Here is a 17072-nt window from a genome sequence, read left to right as displayed (position 1 = left end):
GCAATCGGGCTTCACGCACGCTTTACCGTGCGCGGGCCGTTCAGGATGGAATGCTGAGCAGGCTAATGGTTTTGACCGCAATTAAGTAGGTACGCCGAGGTGATACAAGATATTTCTGTGAGTGATGATTGGAGGCTGCTCTCGCGCCGCCTGCCATCCAAAGCTTTATTTAAGATCATGTCCCGTAGGCCTGATCCCATAACAAACCAGATAAAGCGCAGGCAGAAAGAACAGCGTCAGCAAGGTCGCAACTGCAATGCCGCCGATCATGGCGATGGCCATCGGTCCCCAGAACACTTCGCGGGCAATGGGGATCATGCCCAGGCTGGCGGCGGCTGCGGTGAGCAGGATCGGTCGGCAACGGTGTTCGGTGGCCTTGATGACGGATGCCCAGGGGCTTTCGCCAGCGGCCATGAAATCGTCGATCTGGGTCACCAGAATCACCGAGTTGCGGATGATGATGCCGATCAGCGCGAGCACGCCTAGAATCGCCACAAAGCCCAGCGGATAACCGGAAATCAGCAGCGCAGCGACAACGCCGATCAGCCCCAGCGGCACCACACTGACCACCAGCATCAGCTTTTTCACGCTGTGCAACTGGACCATCAGAAAGCTCACGACCATCAGCAGCATCAGCGGCACGACCTTGAGAATCGGTCCCTGTGAACGGGCGCTGGCCTCGACTGCACCGCCGGTGGCCACCGAATAGCGTACGGGCAGACTTGCGCTGAACACATCGACGTCTGGTTTGAGCTGTTTGACCAATGCCGCCGGTTGCAGCTTGCCGAGCACGCTGGCTTTCAGGGTGATGGTGGGCAGGCGGTCGCGGCGCCATACCAGCGGTTGCTCCTGTTCGTAGCTGAGGGTGGCGAATGACAGCAGCGGTACGGTCGAGCCGTTCGGGGTCGGGATCTGCAGGCTGGCGAGGGTCTGGATCGAGCTGCGCTCATCACTTTCAGCGCGTCCTACCAGATCGATCAGGTAAGTGTTGTCGCGCAGCTGGGTGATGGTCGTGCCGCTGACCAGGCTGTTTAGAATCTGCGCGACGTCCTCGGAGGACAGGCCGAACTGGCGCACCTTATCTTGCGCAATGTCGATTTTCAGGACCTTGCCCGGTTCGTTCCAGTCGTAGATCACCTGGCCGATGTTGGGGTTGGTGTCGAGCAGCGCGGCCAGCGCCATGGCCTGGCTGCGGACCTGTTCGATGTCCGGTCCGCTGACCCGGTATTGAATCGGCCAGCCCACGGGCGGCCCCATGTTCAGCGGCTGTACGTAACCGCCGACGCCCACATAGTCATCACGAAAGCGCTGGCGCAGACGCTCGATCAGCCGGTCGCGGGCTTCGCCACCGTGGCTGACGATGACCATCTGGCCGTAGAACGGGTTGCTCAGTTGCTGGTCCAGCGGCAAATAAAAACGCACGGCGCCCTTGCCGACGTAGGAGCTCCAGCGCAGCACGTCCGGGTCGTCTTTGAGGGTGGACTCGAAGCGGTCCATGGTCTGGCGAGTGCCTTCGATCGAGCCATTCTGCGGCATGTAGAAGTCGACCAGAATTTCCGGGCGGTCCGAGTCCGGGAAGAACTGGTTCTGCAGCAGCTTGCCGGCGAACAGCGAGCCGATGAAGATCAGCGTGGTGATGCCGATCACCCACCAGCGGTGTTCCAGCGCCCTGACCAGCGCCCGGCTGAACCCCCGCATCCAGCGTCCCGGAGCCGCATGCACGGCAGAGACCTTGAGCAGGTGTACGCCGATCAGTGGCGCGAACAGCACCGCCACCAGCCACGACAGCAGCAGCGCCACCGCGATCACGGCGAACATGGTGAACACGTATTCGCCCGCCGAGCTATGGTTTAGACCGATCGGTACAAAACCCGCAACCGTGACCAGCGTACCGGTCAGCATGGGAAAGGCGGTCGAGGTATAGGCGAAGGTGGCGGCCTGTTCCCGGCTGTCGCCGTGCTCCAGGCGGGTCACCATCATCTCCACCGTGATCATCGCGTCATCCACCAGCAGTCCCAGGGCAATGATCAGGGCACCGAGGGAAATGCGCTGCATAGTGATACCGCTGTATTCCATGAAGACGAAGACCAGCGCCAGCACCAGCGGGATCGAGCAGGCGACTACCAGCCCGGCGCGGACGCCCAGGCTGATGAAACTGACCACCAGTACGATCAGGATCGCTTCGAACAGAGCGCGGGTGAAGCCGCCGATGGCTTTTTCGACCACGTCGGCCTGGCTCGACACCAAGTGCACATCAATGCCCAGCGGCAATTCGGTGGTCAGTTCCTCGATGCGCTGCTGCAACTGCGTGCCGAACGCCTGAATGTTTCCGCCCTGTTTCATGGCCACCGCCAGACCGATGGCAGGCTGACCGTTGAAGCGGAACAGGGAAGAGGGCGGGTCGGCGTAGCGCCGCTCGACCGTGGCCAGATCGCTGAGGCGGAAGAAGCGGTCGCCGAAGCGCAGATTGACCGCCAGAAGATCTTCCTCGCTGGTGAACTGGCCGCTGGCCCGGACGGCAATGCGCTCAGGACCCGCTTCCATAACGCCTGCCGGCGTGACCGAGTTCTGGGCCTGCAGGCTTTGCAGCACCTGACGCTGGTCGATCCCCAGAGCAGCCAGCTTGCGAATGGAAAAATTCAGGTAGATGACTTCGCGCTGCGCTCCCAGCAGTTCGATCTTGCCCAGATTGGGCACGCTGCGGATATCTGCCCGTACCTGCTCGACGTAATCGCGCAACTGGCGAAACGACAGGCCATCGGTCGTGAAGGCATAGATGCTGCCGAACACATCACCGAACTCGTCATTGAACGCCGGACCCTGAATACCGGCGGGCAGTTCGCCTCGAACGTCGCTGATCTTCTTGCGCACCTGATACCAGGCCTCGGGAATGTCGGCGCTGCGGGTTTCGCTCTTGAGAAACACAAACAGGGTGGACTCACCGGCCAGCGTGTAGCTTTTCACGTAATCTAGCGCGTCGATTTCCTCGAGCTTCTTCTCCAGGCGATCCGTCACCTGCTGCAGCGTGTCGTTCAGGGTCGCGCCAGGCCAGCGAGCCTGAATCACCATGGTCTTGATTGCGAAAGACGGGTCTTCCTCGCGGCCCAGATTCAGGAACGACCAACTGCCCATCAGCAGCGAAACGAACATCATGTACCAGACCAGCGTGCGATGTTTGAGGCCCCAGGCCGACAGATTGAAGCGCTCCCTCACAAACCGACCTCTCGTTGCACGCGAATTTTCTGTCCGGGCTGCATCGTGTTGACGCCCGCCGTGACGACCTTGTCGCCGACGTGCAACTCGCCGTCGACCTGAACCGTTGAGCCATTGCGCGCCAATACCTGAATCTCCCGCGGACTCAGGGTCGATGTCAGCGGATCGATCACCCACACCTGCGCCTTGCCGCCGCGTTGCACGACAGCACTGCCAGGCAGTTGATGGGACGCTGGCGCCGCGCCGCTGATCTCGACACTGATGGTCGAGCCGAGCCGAAACAGATCCGGCGTGTCGTTCAGGGCCAGCCGCACCCGCTGAGTGCGTGTGGTGGGATCGATTTGCGGGGACATTTGACGAATCCTGGCCCTGACCGAAATCTGCTCGTTCAAGGATGACAACACCCGGATCTGTACAGAGTCGGCCAGTGAGGCGACCAGACCGACCGGCAGATCGACCACCGCTTCGCGGCTTTCCGGACGCGCCAGGCTGACCACCGGCTCTCCGGCGGCCATCACCTGACCCACCTCGGCACGCCATTCGGTCACCAGACCGTCGAATTCAGCCAGCAGGCGTGTGTAGGACAGGTGATCGCGGGCTTGCTGCAAGGCAATCCCGGCCCGTTGCTGCAGCGCCTCCTGATTGCGCAGGTCGCTGCTCAATTGATCAAGCCGCGCCCGTGAGCCGACGCCGCGCTCGAACAGCTGCTGGTAGCGCAACTGTTCGTCACGAACTTGCTGCCATGAAGACTGGGCCTTGCTGAGCTCTGCCTGTCGAGCATGCAACTGATTCTGCTGCTCGCTGGGCTCCAGCGTGGCCAGCAGATCGCCCTTGCGCACGGCCTTGCCGACTTCTGCCTGACGAGTAGCGATACGTCCGGCGACGCGAAACCCCAGCGGCACTTCGTACTGCGGTTGAATGCTGCCCGCGAAGCGGCCATGCAAGGCGTTGTGCGGCTCGACAATCTCAGTGAACAGCACCGGCCGCTCGACTGTTTCGCGAACCGGCTTGTCGCGGCAGCCGGGCAGGGCGATCAGCACTGCGCAGGCCAGCCAGCTGCAGGTCAGGATTCGAGGCTGGCGGCAGTTGACGCTCATCGCCGTCGTTCCGAGGCGGTGATCTCTGAGGTAACGATTGCAAGGCCATCCTGTTCGCGAATCTGTCTGGCCACTTCGATCTTCTGCCCGGTATAGAGAAACTGCAGACCCTGAGAGACAACCTGGTCGCCTTCGGACAGCCCTTCTGCGACGAGTACCTGACCCTGCTCATAACGCAATACCCTGACTCGTTGCAGTGAGACGTGGGACTTGTCATCCACCCGCCAGACTGCGGGTTGCCCCTGTGTGCGTGTCAGCGCCGACCAAGGCAGGACGAAGGCGCGTTGCGCGCGATTGTCGAGGCGGGCGCTCACCACTGACCCGAGGCCCGGCGCGTCGGAAGTCTCTGGCAGGGCGACCCGCACGCGCAACGTGCCGCTGGCGGCGGAAACGATAGGGGTGATTTCGCGAATCCTGCCGATCAGTTCAAGACCGGGCTGGCCTACCGGGCTTATGGTGACCCGGTCGCCGATCCGGTCGGTACCGAGCAGCGACTCATAGGCGGCGAACACCGCTTCGCGTTCGCCATCGTGCGCCAGGCTGAACACCGGCGCGGCGGCCTGCACCACCTGACCTTCCTCGGCCTGCCTGGCAGTGATCACGCCGTTGGCGACGGCAACCAGTTCGGTGTAGCCGACCTGCTCGCGGGCGGTGGCCAGCTGCGCCTTGAACGAAGCCAGATCACCACGGGCGCTTTCCAGACTGGAACGCGCCTGCTGGTATTCGCTGAGATTGGTGTAGCCCTTGGGTAGCAAACGCTGCTGGCGTTGATAATTCTGCTCGGCAAGACGCAGGCGGGATTCTCTCACTGCCACGTCGGCACTGGCCGATTCGAGGCCCGTGCGCTGCTCGCGCGGGTCCAGTCTGGCCAGCACCTGATTGACGTGGACTCTGTCACCTACGTCCACGAACCGTTTCACCAGCTTGCCCGACACTCGAAAGGACTGGTCAGTGATCTTGCGTGCCTGGATATCGCCACTGAGCACCACATGGGTGGCGATCTCCTGCGACTGAACCGTCTGGACCGTAACGCGGACCGGCACTTTTTCCGGGGCTTTGCCGGCAGAGCAGGCACCCAGTGAAAGTGTCAGTGCGAAGGTGCAGCTCAGGGTCAGCCAGCGCTGAAAAGGGGGAATGTGTGCCGGTCGGCGTTTTTCACACGCATGGCCGAGCCGACGCACATCCTTTGCACAGAAAAACATCATCAATGAGTCGCCACTGCCCGGAAAAAGAAACGTTCATCCATGAACCACTGCGCCACGGGGCGTGGCGCGGGCGATCTCAGGCCATCGCAGTCGCGCTGGGCCATGCCTCGTTGCAGGCTTCTGTACCCAGAAAGGCAAGCACGTTGCGCTGCGAGTGGTGCCAGGCGGCTTTACTTTCCAGGTCGAGAAAGTGCCCGGTATCGGGAACTACGTCGAACGTGCTGCGAGGGATGTAGTCGGCGAAAGTGCGCGCATCGTCAACGGTGGTGTATTCATCTTTCTCGCCATTGACGAACAATACCGGGATCTTGATCGAGGAAAAACGCTCGACGTAGTTACTGGCGCTTAGTTGGCGAATCTGGCTGATGTGAAAGTCGATCTGGCCATACTCGTGCTCGGCGAGACTGATCAGATGCTTGTAGTTGTACAACTTGAACAGGCGCGGCAAGTACTTGCCGACCGTGTCGTTGAGCAGGGAGCCAATCTTGCGTTTTTCACGAGCGGCGAGGTACACCTGAGCCTTGTCGATGTAATCGAGCATGGGCTCATTCAGCACCGGCGAGAACGAACTGATAATGGCTTTTTCGACCGAGGCCGGGCACTCCGACAGCGCCAAGAGGGCCGAAACACCGCCCCAGGACACGGAAAGCAGGTAGTTGACCTGAAAGCGGTCAATGAGCTGAAGCAGGATGCCGACTTCGTCTTCCTTGGTCACGATCATGTCGTCGGCATTGTGTGCCCGCGACTGGCCGGAAAACGGAAGATCAAACAGGACAATGTTGTAGTGCGGTTGAAGGTACTTGACGGTCTGCCCGAAAGAGCCCGTGGTCGACAATGCGCCGTTGACCAGCATGATGGTCTTTACATGGCTGCCTTTCCAGTAAGTTTCGGTGTAAACCTTGTAATCGCCCACGCTTAAAATAGTTGATTGTGCGCCCATAACAGCCTCCCAGCCGATGTCGATCCTACGAAATTTTATTCCAGCATTCTCTGCCTCGGCGACCATGCCAAAGCCCCGCCCGGTTCAGGGCGAAATCCGATGAGTTCTTGTTTTGGGTGCATCTTTAGTCCGTCTTGCGGTGACCATAGATAACGCAGTGTTGGTATACCGACAAGATGCTGACGCCACAAAAATGCCGATTGGTTCACGTTCTTCTATCGGGCAGCTATGGGAATACTTGATAGCGAAACAGGGTTATTCGGGGAAAAGAGACAGATCAAGGCGGAAAAGCGGAACTATTGAAGGGAACTTGTACGGGCTGAAACGGTCCAGTGCGGCCTGGTTCTGAAACATAATGTTACACTTTAGCGCTTGGCAAGTCGCGTCAGATTATTATCGAAACGCCTGAAAGGCCTGTGCCAGAGGCGTTAACCTCGTCAAAAAGCAGGCACGAATGGATGTTCGTGCCGTTTTTCTAGACCAGGGGACGTGCCGTGCGACAGGTCAGTTTCAGGCTAGCGCCGCCATATGGGCTGGTGCCGATCTGCAGCGTAAAACCGTGCAGGTTGACGATGGCCGCTACCACTGACAGGCCCAGACCGAAACCGCTGTGCTGATTGCCCGCTTCACTGCGGTAAAAGCGTTGAAACACGGCGGCCCGTTCGGTCACCGGAATTCCAGGGCCTGAATCCTGTATATCGACGCAAGGGCTCTTGCCTTCCTTGTCCGCGTAGGCGCTGACCATGACTGTTCCGCCCGCTGGCGTGAACTTGATGGCATTGCTCAGCAGATTGGCCAGGGCTTCGAACAGCAAGGCGCGATCTCCGACGAGCGTCGGCAACGTGTCTTCCATCTTCAGGAGCAGGGTGATCTCGTCTTCTTCGGCCAACGGCAGGTAAAAGTCGTGGAGTTCCTGCAACAGCGGACGCAGTTCAAGTTCGACAAAGGCAGAGCGCCTCTGCCGGTCTTCCAGTTCCGAGATGCGCAGCAGGCCTCGGAAACGCGCCATCAGCGTATCCGCTTCACCGATCACCTGCGCAATCTGCAACGCGCAGGGCGAGTCGTACTTGGCCTGTTGCTGGATGCGATACAACTGGGCACGCAGACGGGTCAGTGGCGTGCGCAGGTCATGGGCGATGTTGTCGCAGACACCCTTGACCTCGTTCATGAGCTTTTCGATGCGGTCGAGCATCGCGTTGACGATGACCGCCAGCATGTCCAGTTCGTCGCGTCTGCTGGAAACGGGCAGGCGTCCGGCCATGTCTCCGGCGATGATCGACTCTGCGCTGAGCTGGATGGCGCGGATACGCCGAAGAGGCCGTTGCCGCAGCAAGTGCCAACCGGCGACTCCGGGAATGATTGTCAACGAGATGCCCCAGAGCAGGGCGTGCAGAATCAGCGTGCTGACCGCGAACAATGTACCGTTCTCGCGCACCAGTACCAGCCAGCGCCCGTCGACGGTGTGCGACACAATCGCGTCGCAGCTGTCCTTGGGCAGTCCCGGGTCTTCGGAGTCGATGCAACTGCTCAGTTCATGGATCTGACCGTCTATGGGCAGCACTTTGGGGATGTGCGTGATCGGCCCGGCGATGTGCCGGAACTGGTCATCAAACAGGCCGTAGGCGTCTACGGAACGAGTGTCGAAGGTCATGCTGGTGGCCAGCGCGTCGATCAGCGCCTGCCCCTCGAAGCGCGTGAACAACTGCTGGCGATGGGTCAGCGAACGACGTGCCAGACTGTCCAGGTAACCGTTGACCTCCCAGTACAGAACCCCCAGCAGGATGGCGCTCCAGGCCACGAACAGTGTGCTGTAGAGCGCCAGCAGTCTGCTGGAAGAGGAGCGCCAACCGTTAGACGGGTTCGGCAATGACATAACCTGAACCTCGCACGGTTTGTATCAGCGGTGCGATGCCAGGCTGGTCGATCTTTTTGCGAAGGCGACCGATGTGTACATCGATCAGGTTGGTGCCGGGGTCGAAGTGGTAACCCCAGACTTCCTGGAAAATCATCATGCGGGTGATGATCTGTCCGCTGTTGCGCATCAGAAACTCGAGCAGCTTGAATTCGGTCGGCAACAGCACAAGCGGCTCGCCACCCCGACAGGCTTCACGGGTAATCAGGTTGAGCTCAAGGTCGGCCACCTGCAGAACGGTTTTCGCGGCGCTGACCGGATTGCTGCGACGCAGCAGCACTTCGACGCGTGCCGCCATTTCATCGGATGCAAACGGCTTGGGCAGGTAATCATCGCCTCCGGCCCGCAGGCCACGAACGCGCTCGTCCACGTCGGACAGCGCGCTGATCATGAGGATCGGCGTGGCGATGCCCTGGGCGCGTAGCTGGGTGACGATGGTCAGGCCATCGATCTCCGGCAGCATGCGGTCCAAGGTTATCAAGTCGTAATCGCCACTCACTGCACGCGCCAGACCGTCACGGCCGTTGTCCACCCAGTCCACTTCAAGTCCGTGGCTGCTGAGCTCTGCGACGATTTCCTTTGCGGTGATGGCATCATCTTCGATTGCCAGAATTCGGGTCATGGTCCCTGCCTGAATAAGTACGTTCAAAGACCTAGTTTGCCCCTAAATGGCGGCGAAGTTCCTGAAAGAAAGTTTAATGACGGGGATCATATGTCTTTCGGCATTCCGGCATCGCCGTCCTTGAGCTTCTGTGCGTCGGCCAGGCGTTTTTCTTCCGACCGACGTTTCTTGTCCCGTTCAAGTTTGGCGCTGGTATCTTTCTCGCTGCGGATCTGCGCGTGGCTGATCAGGGCGAAAATAAAACTGCCGCCAATGATGTTGCCCGCCAGCGTGGGACCCGCAAAGGTGAACCAGAAATCCTTCCAGCCCATCTCGCCTGCGAACACCAGGTATGACACTTCGGCCGAGCCCACGACGATGTGCGTGAAGTCGCCGAGTGCCATCAGGTAGGTGATCAGCACGATGATCGCGATCTTGGCATTTTCCATCGAGGCGATCATCCAGACCATGGTCGCAATCATCCAGCCGGACACGATTCCCTTGGAGAACATCTGGCTGACATCGTTTTCCATGACCTTGCGGCCGATTTCCAGAAACGCGTGGTCGGTCTTGGCATCGAAGATCGGCAGGTTGAGCATGACGTAGGCCACCAGCAGAGTGCCCATCAGGTTGCCACCCAGCACCACGCCCCACAGGCGCAACAGCCGCCAGATATTGGCCAGGTTCGGTTTGCTCATGATCGGCAATACCGCAGTGATGGTGTTTTCGGTGAACAGTTGCTGGCGAGCCAGGATGACCGCCAGGAAGCCCGCCGAATAACCCAGGCTGGTAATCACGTGGCTGCCGGATATGCCTTCAAGGCGTGACATGAGCAACCCCATCGCCATCAGCGACAGGCCCATGGTCAGGCCGGCCGCAAGGGCTGACCACCACAGGGCGGCGACGCTGCGTTCCAGCTCATGGTCGCCCTGCATGCGGATGGTTTCATGCAGTACCGCCGCGCGGGGCGGCTGGTTCTCATCGATCTCGCGCTCTTCTTCGGCTGACAGGCCGGGGGTCTTGCCGTCTACTTCGTGGTCCATACCGTTTCCTGATGCGTTGCTGATGCGCTGGAGATGAGGACGCAGGCTGCGCCGGTCCGATGCTTGAGACAGGCGTCGCACGCCGTCGTTCGCCGCCTGCGTGCGGTATCGGCAAATGTATGAGCCAGTTCTCACAGAGCCCGTGCGCTTATGCACTTAAATGGACGGAATGTCTTTTTTGGTAACTTGTATCAAGCGCTAATAAGAATCTGTACTATTCGCGAAAAAATCCCGCCGGGTCCCATGAGGCCTGGTTTATTGCCAAGGGCTGCACCTCGATGCGTCGTACCTTTCTGTCTCTTTGTGTCATTCAAGCAATCTCCCAATCAGCCTGGGCCGATCAGGTGACTGCCAATAATTCCTCGATCGAACTGCAGAACATCGACATCCAGAGCGCCACGGATATCGAGACTGCCCAGGGCCCTGTCCAGGGCTATCGCGCGACCCGTTCTGCCAGTGCCACCCGTACCGATACGTCTTTGCACGAAACGCCGCAGTCGATCAGTGTCGTGACCCGCGAGGCCGTCGAAGACATCGGTGCCACGCGCCTGCAAGATGCTTTGGATTACGCAGGCGGCGTGGGGCGTGCCAACAACTTCGGCGGTCAGGGTCTCACCACGTTCACCGTACGCGGCTTCACCACGGGTGAGTTCTATCGCAACGGCTTCCCGATCAATCGCGGCTACCCGAACATGCCGGACGCCAACACCATCGAGCGTCTGGAAGTGCTGCGCGGTCCTGCCGCCACGCTTTACGGGCGTGGAGATCCGGGCGGCACGTTCAACGTGGTGTCCAAACAGCCGTTGGCCGAGCGTTCGGTCACGCTGGGCAGCCAGCTCAATGATCAAGGGATGAAGCGCGGCACGCTGGACGCATCCGGTCCTCTGGATGACGACGGGCGATTTGCCTATCGCCTGAACGTGGTGGGCGAGGGCGGCGATACCTTTCGCGATCACGTCGAAACCGAACGCTACGGTGTGACACCTGTTTTGAGCTGGCAGGTCGATGACGCTACGCGCATTACCTTCGAAGGCGACTTCATGCGCAACAACGCGCCGCTGGACCGTGGCCTGACGCGTTATCCCGCGCAGACCCGCACCGCTTCCCGGGACACGTTCTTCGGTGAAAAAGACGTGGGCAAACTGCACAACGACAACAACATGGCGCAGATCCGTTTCGACCACGACCTGAACGCCGACTGGAAACTGGGCGGCGGCATCCAGATGCTCGACGGCTCGCTCAAGGGTGACGCCATTGAAGCCAACGGCCTGGCAGCCGACGGGCGCACGCTGGGCCGCAACTTCAATTACCGCAAACTGGAATGGACTGATCGCGACGTGCAACTGAACGTCACCGGACATTTCGCCACCGGCGCGTTTGACCACACATTGCTGGCAGGCGTCGAGTACGAAGACTACGACTACAAGTCGATCATCCGACGCTCCAGTGGTGCGGTGAACGCCTACACCATCGACATTTTCGATCCGGTTTACGGACAGGCCCGTCCGGCGCTGACGCGAACTACCACCAACGACAAGGAAAACCTCAAGACCTACGCCGCCTTTGTGCAGGATCAGGTAGCGCTGACCGAGCGCATGAAACTGCTGGCCGGTGTGCGTTTCGAGCGTTTCGAGCATGACTACGATACCTTCGGCGTCGGCGTGCCGTTCACCAACAGCGACAACGCAGTGACCCCGCGTCTCGGCCTGACCTACGACCTGACCGACACCGTGGCGGTCTACGCCAACACGGCTCGTTCGTTCAAGCCCAACACCGGCGCGAGCCGTCTGGGTGGCGGCTTCAAGGCTGAGGAGGGCAAGTCCTATGAAGTGGGCGTCAAGTGGGAAGCGCTGGACCGTCAGTTGAGCGTCGACGCTGCGCTGTATCAGATCGAGAAACAGAACGTGCTGACCACCGACCCGGTCGACTCCACCTTCAGCGTGGCGGCGGGCGAAGTGCGCAGTCGCGGTCTGGATTTGAACGTGGTTGGCAATCTGACCCCGGAGTGGCGTGTGATGGGCAGCTATGCCTATGTCGATGCCGAGGTCACCAAGGACAACATCCTGCGCTCCGGTACCCGTCTGCTGAACATCCCCGAGCAGACATTCAGCCTATTGAACGTCTACGAATTCCAGGACGGCGCGATGCGTGGCCTGGGCCTGGGGGCGGGCGGTCGCTATGTCGATCAGCGTGCCGGGCAGACTGCGAACACCGCGTTCTCGATGGACAGCTACACCGTGTTCGATCTGCTGGCCTTCTATAAGGTCAACGAGCACGTGAAGCTCAATCTGGATGTGAAGAACGTCTTCGACAAGGAGTATGAAGAAGGCGCGTTCGGCAACGTGTATGCCTATCCGGGCGCCCCGCGCACGGTGCAGGTCGGAATCGCCTACACCCTGTAGCGTCAATGGCCGCGATCAGGCGAACACCCTGATCGGCGTCCCCGCGTGCCAGGCCTGAATGTTCTCGATCATCAGGCCATAGAAGGTCTGGTAATTGTTCTCGGTGACGTAGCCGATATGCGGGGTCGCCAGCACATTGCCCAGCGTGCGGAACGGGTGGCTTTCCGGGAGCGGCTCGGTATCGAACACGTCCAGAGCGGCTCCGGCGATTCTGCGTTGTTGCAGGGTTTCGATCAGCGCCGCTTCGTCGATGATCGGTCCGCGCGAGGTATTGACGATGAACGCGCCGGGCTTCATCCAGCCCAGCGCTTCAGCATCCACGAGCCCTCGGCTGCGATCGCTGAGCACCAGATGCACCGACAGCACATCGGCCTGCTCGAACAGCGCCTGCTTGCTCACATAAGTGACGCCACATTCAACGGCGGCCTCCGGTGTCAGATTCTGGCTCCAGGCGATGACCTCCATGCCGAACGCCTGACCATAGCGGGCAATCCACTTGCCGATACTGCCCAACCCCAGAATGCCGAGTGTCTTGCCGTACAGATCGCTGCCCAACCCGACTTGCCAGTGACCGGCGCGCAATGCATTGGCTTCGGTCACCAGATTGCGAGTGATGCCCATGATCAGCGCCCAGGTCAGCTCCGGCGCTGCCTGCTTGTAGCTGTCGGTGCCGCACACCGTAATATTCAGCCGTTTGGCCGCTGCGACGTCGATAGCCGCATTGCGCATGCCGCCGGTGGTCAACAGTTTCAGCCGCGGGAGCTGGGTTAGCAGGGCGTCGTCGAACAGGGTTCGTTCGCGCATCACGCAGATCACGTCGAAGTGCTGGAGGCGCTGGACCATGGTGGCGGTGTCGGCAGGGAAGTCATGCAGGAAGCTGACCTCGCCGATGGAGTGCAGCGGCGACCAGTCCACCACATCGCTGGCCACGTTCTGCCAGTCATCAAGCACAGCAATGGTCAATCGGGTCATGAGCAGTGGTCTCCCTGGGCAGGTTTGGGGAAGCGGCTAATCGAACAGGCTGGCTGCGATATTGATCGAGAACCCCAGAATAGCCGTGTTGAACACAAAACAGATCAGCGACTGGGCCAGCACGATCCGGCGCATCTGGCGCGTCGCCACGCCGACATCGGAGGTCTGGACCGCAACGCTCAAGGTGAACGAGAAATACAGAAAGTCCCAGTAATCCGGGTTTTTCTCGCCACCGGCGAAAGACAGTGCCGGCTCCTTGCCTTTCCAGGTATAGAACAGGCGGGCGTAATGCAGGCTGAACACGACGCCGATCATCAGCCATGAACCAATGACGGTGATGCCGGTGAATGCGTGATGGAGCAGTTGGGCATGCGGCGAAAGGCCTTTGGTGCCTGCGATTTCAACGATGATCGCGGCCAGGCTGGCCAGCGCAGCGATGGACACGGTCATCAGGATCGCGCCGGCATTCTCGTCTTCCATCATGGCGATGCGCTGCACATCGCTTGCGTCGCTGTGCAGAGTACGGATGAATATAAGGATCAGGTAGAGCCAGACGCCCAGATCCCATCCAATGAGCAGATTCTGAGTCACTGTGGTGTCGGGAAGCACCCAGGCGGAGGCGACGCCGGACGTCAGTCCTACGAGCGCAGCGATGGTCAGGCGGGGACGGGTATGAACGAGATGGCGCATGCGGGCTAGTCGTTACTGATTGTTTCCAGACAGTATCACGCGGCTGTGCGAATCGAGAAAAAACGGCGCGCAAGGGGGTTGCGCGCCGTGTGCCAACGCTGTGGCGAGTGTTGTCAAAGCAGGTGAAAAGGGTTCAACGCACCAGGCAGGGCTGCTTGTTGTTGAACGTCCAGTCCTTGATCAGGAACTGCATGGCCACGGCGTCGTTGCGCGCGCCGAGGCCCATGCCTTTGTACAATTCGTGTGCCTTGGCCAGTTGATCCATGTCCAGCTCGACACCCAGTCCCGGTTTTTTCGGCACCTCGACCTTGCCTCCGACGATTTGCAGCGGGGCCTTGGTCAGGCGCTGGCCGTCCTGCCAGATCCAGTGAGTGTCGATGGCGGTGATATTGCCCGGCGCAGCGGCGGCCACATGGGTAAACATCGCCAGCGAGATGTCGAAGTGGTTGTTGGAATGCGAGCCCCAGGTCAGACCCCACTCGTTGCACATCTGCGCAACCCGCACCGAACCCTGCATGGTCCAGAAATGCGGATCGGCCAGCGGGATGTCCACCGACTGCAACTGAATCGCGTGACCCATCTCGCGCCAGTCAGTGGCGATCATGTTGGTGGCCGTCTTCAGGCCTGTGGCGCGGCGGAACTCGGCCATTACTTCGCGGCCGGAGAATCCGTTTTCCGCTCCGCATGGGTCTTCGGCGTAGGCCAGCACATGATGCTGGTCGCGGCACAGACGGATGGCTTCCTTGAGCGACCAGGCGCCGTTCGGGTCCAGAGTAATGCGAGCGTCTGGGAAGCGTTCTGCCAGCGCTGTGACCGCTTCGATTTCCTCGTCGCCACGCAGTACGCCGCCCTTGAGTTTGAAGTCCTGAAAACCATAACGCTGGTGCGCGGCTTCAGCCAGGCGTACTACCGCTTCAGGGGTCAAAGCGACTTCGTGGCGCAGGCGGAACCAGTCGTTGTCGGCGTCCGGTTCGCTGCGATAGGCCAGGTCGGTCTTGTGCTGATCGCCCACATAGAACAGATAACCCAGCATCTCCACCTGATCGCGCTGCTGGCCTTCACCCAGCAAGGCGGCAACGGGCACGTCCAGGTGCTGGCCGAGCAGGTCGAGCAGGGCGGCTTCCAGCGCGGTGACGGCGTGGATGGTGATACGCAGGTCGAAGGTCTGCTGACCACGGCCGCCCGAGTCGCGTTCGGCAAAAGCCTTGCGCACGTCGTTGAGGATCTTCTGGTACGTACCGATGCTGCTGCCGACCACCAGCGAGCGTGCGTCTTCCAGGGTCTGGCGGATCAGGTCGCCGCCCGGCACTTCGCCGACGCCGGTGTTTCCCGCGTTGTCCTTGAGAATCACAATGTTGCGAGTGAAGTAGGGGCCGTGCGCGCCGCTGAGGTTGAGCAGCATGTCGTCATGGCCCGCTACCGGCACGACCTGCATCTCGGTGATGACAGGGGCCTTGGCAGTGATGTTGGAGTGCTGAGCGTTCATGGTGAAATCCTTTGCGAAATTGTTGTTGGAATGAGCGTCAGTGAGTCGCAGGCGTCTGCACAGCGGCGACCGGCGTCGCGCCTGGCTTTGGCGTATTGCGGGCGGCGAAGACAATGACCGCGGCAATCAGCGACGTGGCGGTCAGGCCATAAAGGCCGCCCTGAATCGAACCGGTGTGCTCTTCCAGCAGGCCGAAGGTGGTCGGTGCCACGAAACCGCCGAGGTTGCCCACCGAGTTGATCAACGCGATCACCGCAGCGGCGATTCGGGCGTCCAGATAAGCCTGGGGGATTGGCCAGAACAGTGACGAGGCCGACTTGAAGCCCAGTGCCGCAAAGCAGATGGCAACGAACGCAAAGATCGGGCTGCCTGTGGTTGACATGAACATGCCCGCAGCAGCAATCAGCAGCGCTGCAGCGACCCACGCCTGCTGGCGCTTCCATTTGGCCGACAGGGTGGCGAAGGCGTACATGCCGATGATCGACAGCAGCCATGGGATCGAGTTGAACATGCCGACTTCGAAATCGGTCAGGCTGCCCATTTTTCTGATGATGCTCGGCAGCCAGAAGGTCGCCGCATAGATGGTCAACTGAATGAAGAAGTAGATCAGGCAGAACAGGATGATCTGACCGTCCTTGAGCAGCTTGCCGATGGACGCCTTGACTGGCGTTGCGGCTTCGCGGGCGGCCTGTTCGGCGTCGATGGCGTTGACCAGTGCGTCCTGTTCCTCACGGGTCAGCCACTTGGCATCGTGCGGTTTGGAGTCCAGCCAGAACCAGACGAAGAAGCACAGGCCCACCGAGAACATGCCTTCAATGAAGTACATCCACTGCCAGCCTTTCAGGCCGAACCCGGTGATCTGCAGCAGCAGGCCGGACAACGGGCCGGAAATCAGCGAAGCGATGGCCGAGCCGCTGAGGAAGATGGCGATTGCCTTGCCACGCTCAACGCCTGGCAGCCAGCGGGTGAAGTAGTAGATCACGCCCGGAAAGAAACCCGCTTCGGCCACGCCCAGCAGAAAGCGCAGGATATAGAAGTGGGTTTCGTTCTGGATGAACGCCATGCAGGCCGCGACCAGGCCCCAGGTGAGCATGATCCGCGTCAGCCAGATGCGTGCGCCGACTTTCTGCAGCAGGATGTTGGAAGGGACCTCGAACAATGCATAACCGATGAAGAACAGACCGGCACCCAGGCCGTAGGCCGCAGCACCGATGCCCAGATCGTGCTCCATGTGCGAGCGCACGAAGCCGATATTCACCCGGTCGATGTAGTTGACGATAAACATGATGACGAAAAGCGGCAGGACATGACGTTTGACTTTCGATACGGCTGAAGTCAGGACCGAATCTGCGCCGGCGGCCATCCCGGAATTGGATGTGCTCACAATTGAATCTCCCACTCGTTGTTTTTATGCGGGTATGTGCGAGGTGTGTCCCTCGCATTGTCGGTCATCATACAAGTTGGATGCGCTTGCGCAAGCCCCCACGACGGTCGGATCACGATTAATTTTT

At 60.3% G+C, this 17072-nt stretch carries 12 protein-coding genes; 1 reads left to right on the top strand and 11 read right to left on the bottom strand.

Going from position 1 to position 17072, the window contains the following annotated elements; translation table 11 throughout:
• Positions 1-165: 165 nt before the first annotated feature.
• The 7 genes from CFBP1590_RS15830 to CFBP1590_RS15800 form a co-directional block, all read right to left on the bottom strand.
• Positions 166-3213, bottom strand: coding sequence for an efflux RND transporter permease subunit (locus CFBP1590_RS15830; protein WP_088235483.1), 3048 nt, complete (start codon positions 3211-3213; stop codon positions 166-168).
• Complete coding sequence (locus tag CFBP1590_RS15825; protein WP_088235482.1) at positions 3210-4310, bottom strand: efflux RND transporter periplasmic adaptor subunit; 1101 nt, start codon at positions 4308-4310, stop codon at positions 3210-3212. Before CFBP1590_RS15825 ends, CFBP1590_RS15830 begins: the two co-directional genes overlap by 4 nt.
• Positions 4307-5515: an efflux RND transporter periplasmic adaptor subunit gene (locus CFBP1590_RS15820; protein ID WP_088235481.1), complete on the bottom strand. Its 1209-nt coding sequence runs from the start codon at positions 5513-5515 to the stop codon at positions 4307-4309. Before CFBP1590_RS15820 ends, CFBP1590_RS15825 begins: the two co-directional genes overlap by 4 nt.
• Positions 5516-5591: 76 nt before the next feature.
• Positions 5592-6521: an alpha/beta fold hydrolase gene (locus CFBP1590_RS15815; RefSeq protein WP_029242862.1), complete on the bottom strand. Its 930-nt coding sequence runs from the start codon at positions 6519-6521 to the stop codon at positions 5592-5594.
• A gap of 409 nt (positions 6522-6930) precedes the next feature.
• Positions 6931-8328: a sensor histidine kinase gene (locus tag CFBP1590_RS15810; RefSeq protein ID WP_088235480.1), complete on the bottom strand. Its 1398-nt coding sequence runs from the start codon at positions 8326-8328 to the stop codon at positions 6931-6933.
• A complete protein-coding gene (locus tag CFBP1590_RS15805; protein ID WP_029242861.1) occupies positions 8306-8989 on the bottom strand; it encodes a response regulator transcription factor in 684 nt (227 codons plus the stop codon). Before CFBP1590_RS15805 ends, CFBP1590_RS15810 begins: the two co-directional genes overlap by 23 nt.
• Positions 8990-9075: 86 nt before the next feature.
• Positions 9076-10011: a formate/nitrite transporter family protein gene (locus tag CFBP1590_RS15800; RefSeq protein ID WP_088235479.1), complete on the bottom strand. Its 936-nt coding sequence runs from the start codon at positions 10009-10011 to the stop codon at positions 9076-9078.
• Between the two features lie 278 nt (positions 10012-10289).
• On the opposite strand from CFBP1590_RS15800, the gene CFBP1590_RS15795 reads away from it, so the two are divergent.
• Positions 10290-12413 (top strand): TonB-dependent siderophore receptor, encoded by a 2124-nt coding sequence (locus tag CFBP1590_RS15795; RefSeq protein WP_088235478.1) that lies wholly within the window; start codon positions 10290-10292, stop codon positions 12411-12413.
• A gap of 15 nt (positions 12414-12428) precedes the next feature.
• On the opposite strand, the gene CFBP1590_RS15790 is transcribed toward CFBP1590_RS15795, so the two are convergent.
• The 4 genes from CFBP1590_RS15790 to CFBP1590_RS15775 all read right to left on the bottom strand — a co-directional run bounded on the left by CFBP1590_RS15790 (position 12429) and on the right by CFBP1590_RS15775 (position 16924).
• The gene (locus tag CFBP1590_RS15790) at positions 12429-13385 is read right to left on the bottom strand and encodes a D-2-hydroxyacid dehydrogenase family protein (RefSeq protein WP_088235477.1); all 957 of its coding nucleotides are present in this window, start codon (positions 13383-13385) and stop codon (positions 12429-12431) included.
• A 36-nt stretch (positions 13386-13421) separates the two neighbouring features.
• The gene (locus CFBP1590_RS15785) at positions 13422-14075 is read right to left on the bottom strand and encodes a DUF1345 domain-containing protein (RefSeq protein WP_088235476.1); all 654 of its coding nucleotides are present in this window, start codon (positions 14073-14075) and stop codon (positions 13422-13424) included.
• A gap of 133 nt (positions 14076-14208) precedes the next feature.
• Positions 14209-15561, bottom strand: a complete 1353-nt coding sequence (gene gudD / locus CFBP1590_RS15780) for a glucarate dehydratase (RefSeq protein WP_043305846.1) — start codon at positions 15559-15561, stop codon at positions 14209-14211.
• 37 nt (positions 15562-15598) lie between these two features.
• The gene (locus CFBP1590_RS15775; protein WP_004885210.1) at positions 15599-16924 is read right to left on the bottom strand and encodes an MFS transporter; all 1326 of its coding nucleotides are present in this window, start codon (positions 16922-16924) and stop codon (positions 15599-15601) included.
• Positions 16925-17072 lie beyond the last annotated feature (148 nt).

It is taken from the genome of Pseudomonas viridiflava, from assembly GCF_900184295.1.
Lineage (GTDB): Bacteria > Pseudomonadota > Gammaproteobacteria > Pseudomonadales > Pseudomonadaceae > Aquipseudomonas > Aquipseudomonas viridiflava.
Note: the sequence above shows the minus strand (reverse complement) of the source record. Positions and strands in the feature narration are given on the sequence as shown.

Excerpts from the sequence above, each read along its gene's own strand:
- CFBP1590_RS15825 (WP_088235482.1), bottom strand. The coding sequence starts at position 4,310 with ATGAGCGTCAACTGCCGCCAGCCTCGAATCCTGACCTGCAGCTGGCTG.
- CFBP1590_RS15820 (WP_088235481.1), bottom strand. The coding sequence starts at position 5,515 with ATGATGTTTTTCTGTGCAAAGGATGTGCGTCGGCTCGGCCATGCGTGT.
- CFBP1590_RS15815 (WP_029242862.1), bottom strand. The coding sequence starts at position 6,521 with ATGGTCGCCGAGGCAGAGAATGCTGGAATAAAATTTCGTAGGATCGAC.
- CFBP1590_RS15810 (WP_088235480.1), bottom strand. The coding sequence starts at position 8,328 with ATGTCATTGCCGAACCCGTCTAACGGTTGGCGCTCCTCTTCCAGCAGA.
- CFBP1590_RS15805 (WP_029242861.1), bottom strand. The coding sequence starts at position 8,989 with ATGACCCGAATTCTGGCAATCGAAGATGATGCCATCACCGCAAAGGAA.
- CFBP1590_RS15800 (WP_088235479.1), bottom strand. The coding sequence starts at position 10,011 with ATGGACCACGAAGTAGACGGCAAGACCCCCGGCCTGTCAGCCGAAGAA.
- CFBP1590_RS15795 (WP_088235478.1), top strand. The coding sequence starts at position 10,290 with ATGCGTCGTACCTTTCTGTCTCTTTGTGTCATTCAAGCAATCTCCCAA.
- CFBP1590_RS15790 (WP_088235477.1), bottom strand. The coding sequence starts at position 13,385 with ATGACCCGATTGACCATTGCTGTGCTTGATGACTGGCAGAACGTGGCC.
- CFBP1590_RS15785 (WP_088235476.1), bottom strand. The coding sequence starts at position 14,075 with ATGCGCCATCTCGTTCATACCCGTCCCCGCCTGACCATCGCTGCGCTC.
- gudD (WP_043305846.1), bottom strand. The coding sequence starts at position 15,561 with ATGAACGCTCAGCACTCCAACATCACTGCCAAGGCCCCTGTCATCACC.
- CFBP1590_RS15775 (WP_004885210.1), bottom strand. The coding sequence starts at position 16,924 with ATGGCCGCCGGCGCAGATTCGGTCCTGACTTCAGCCGTATCGAAAGTC.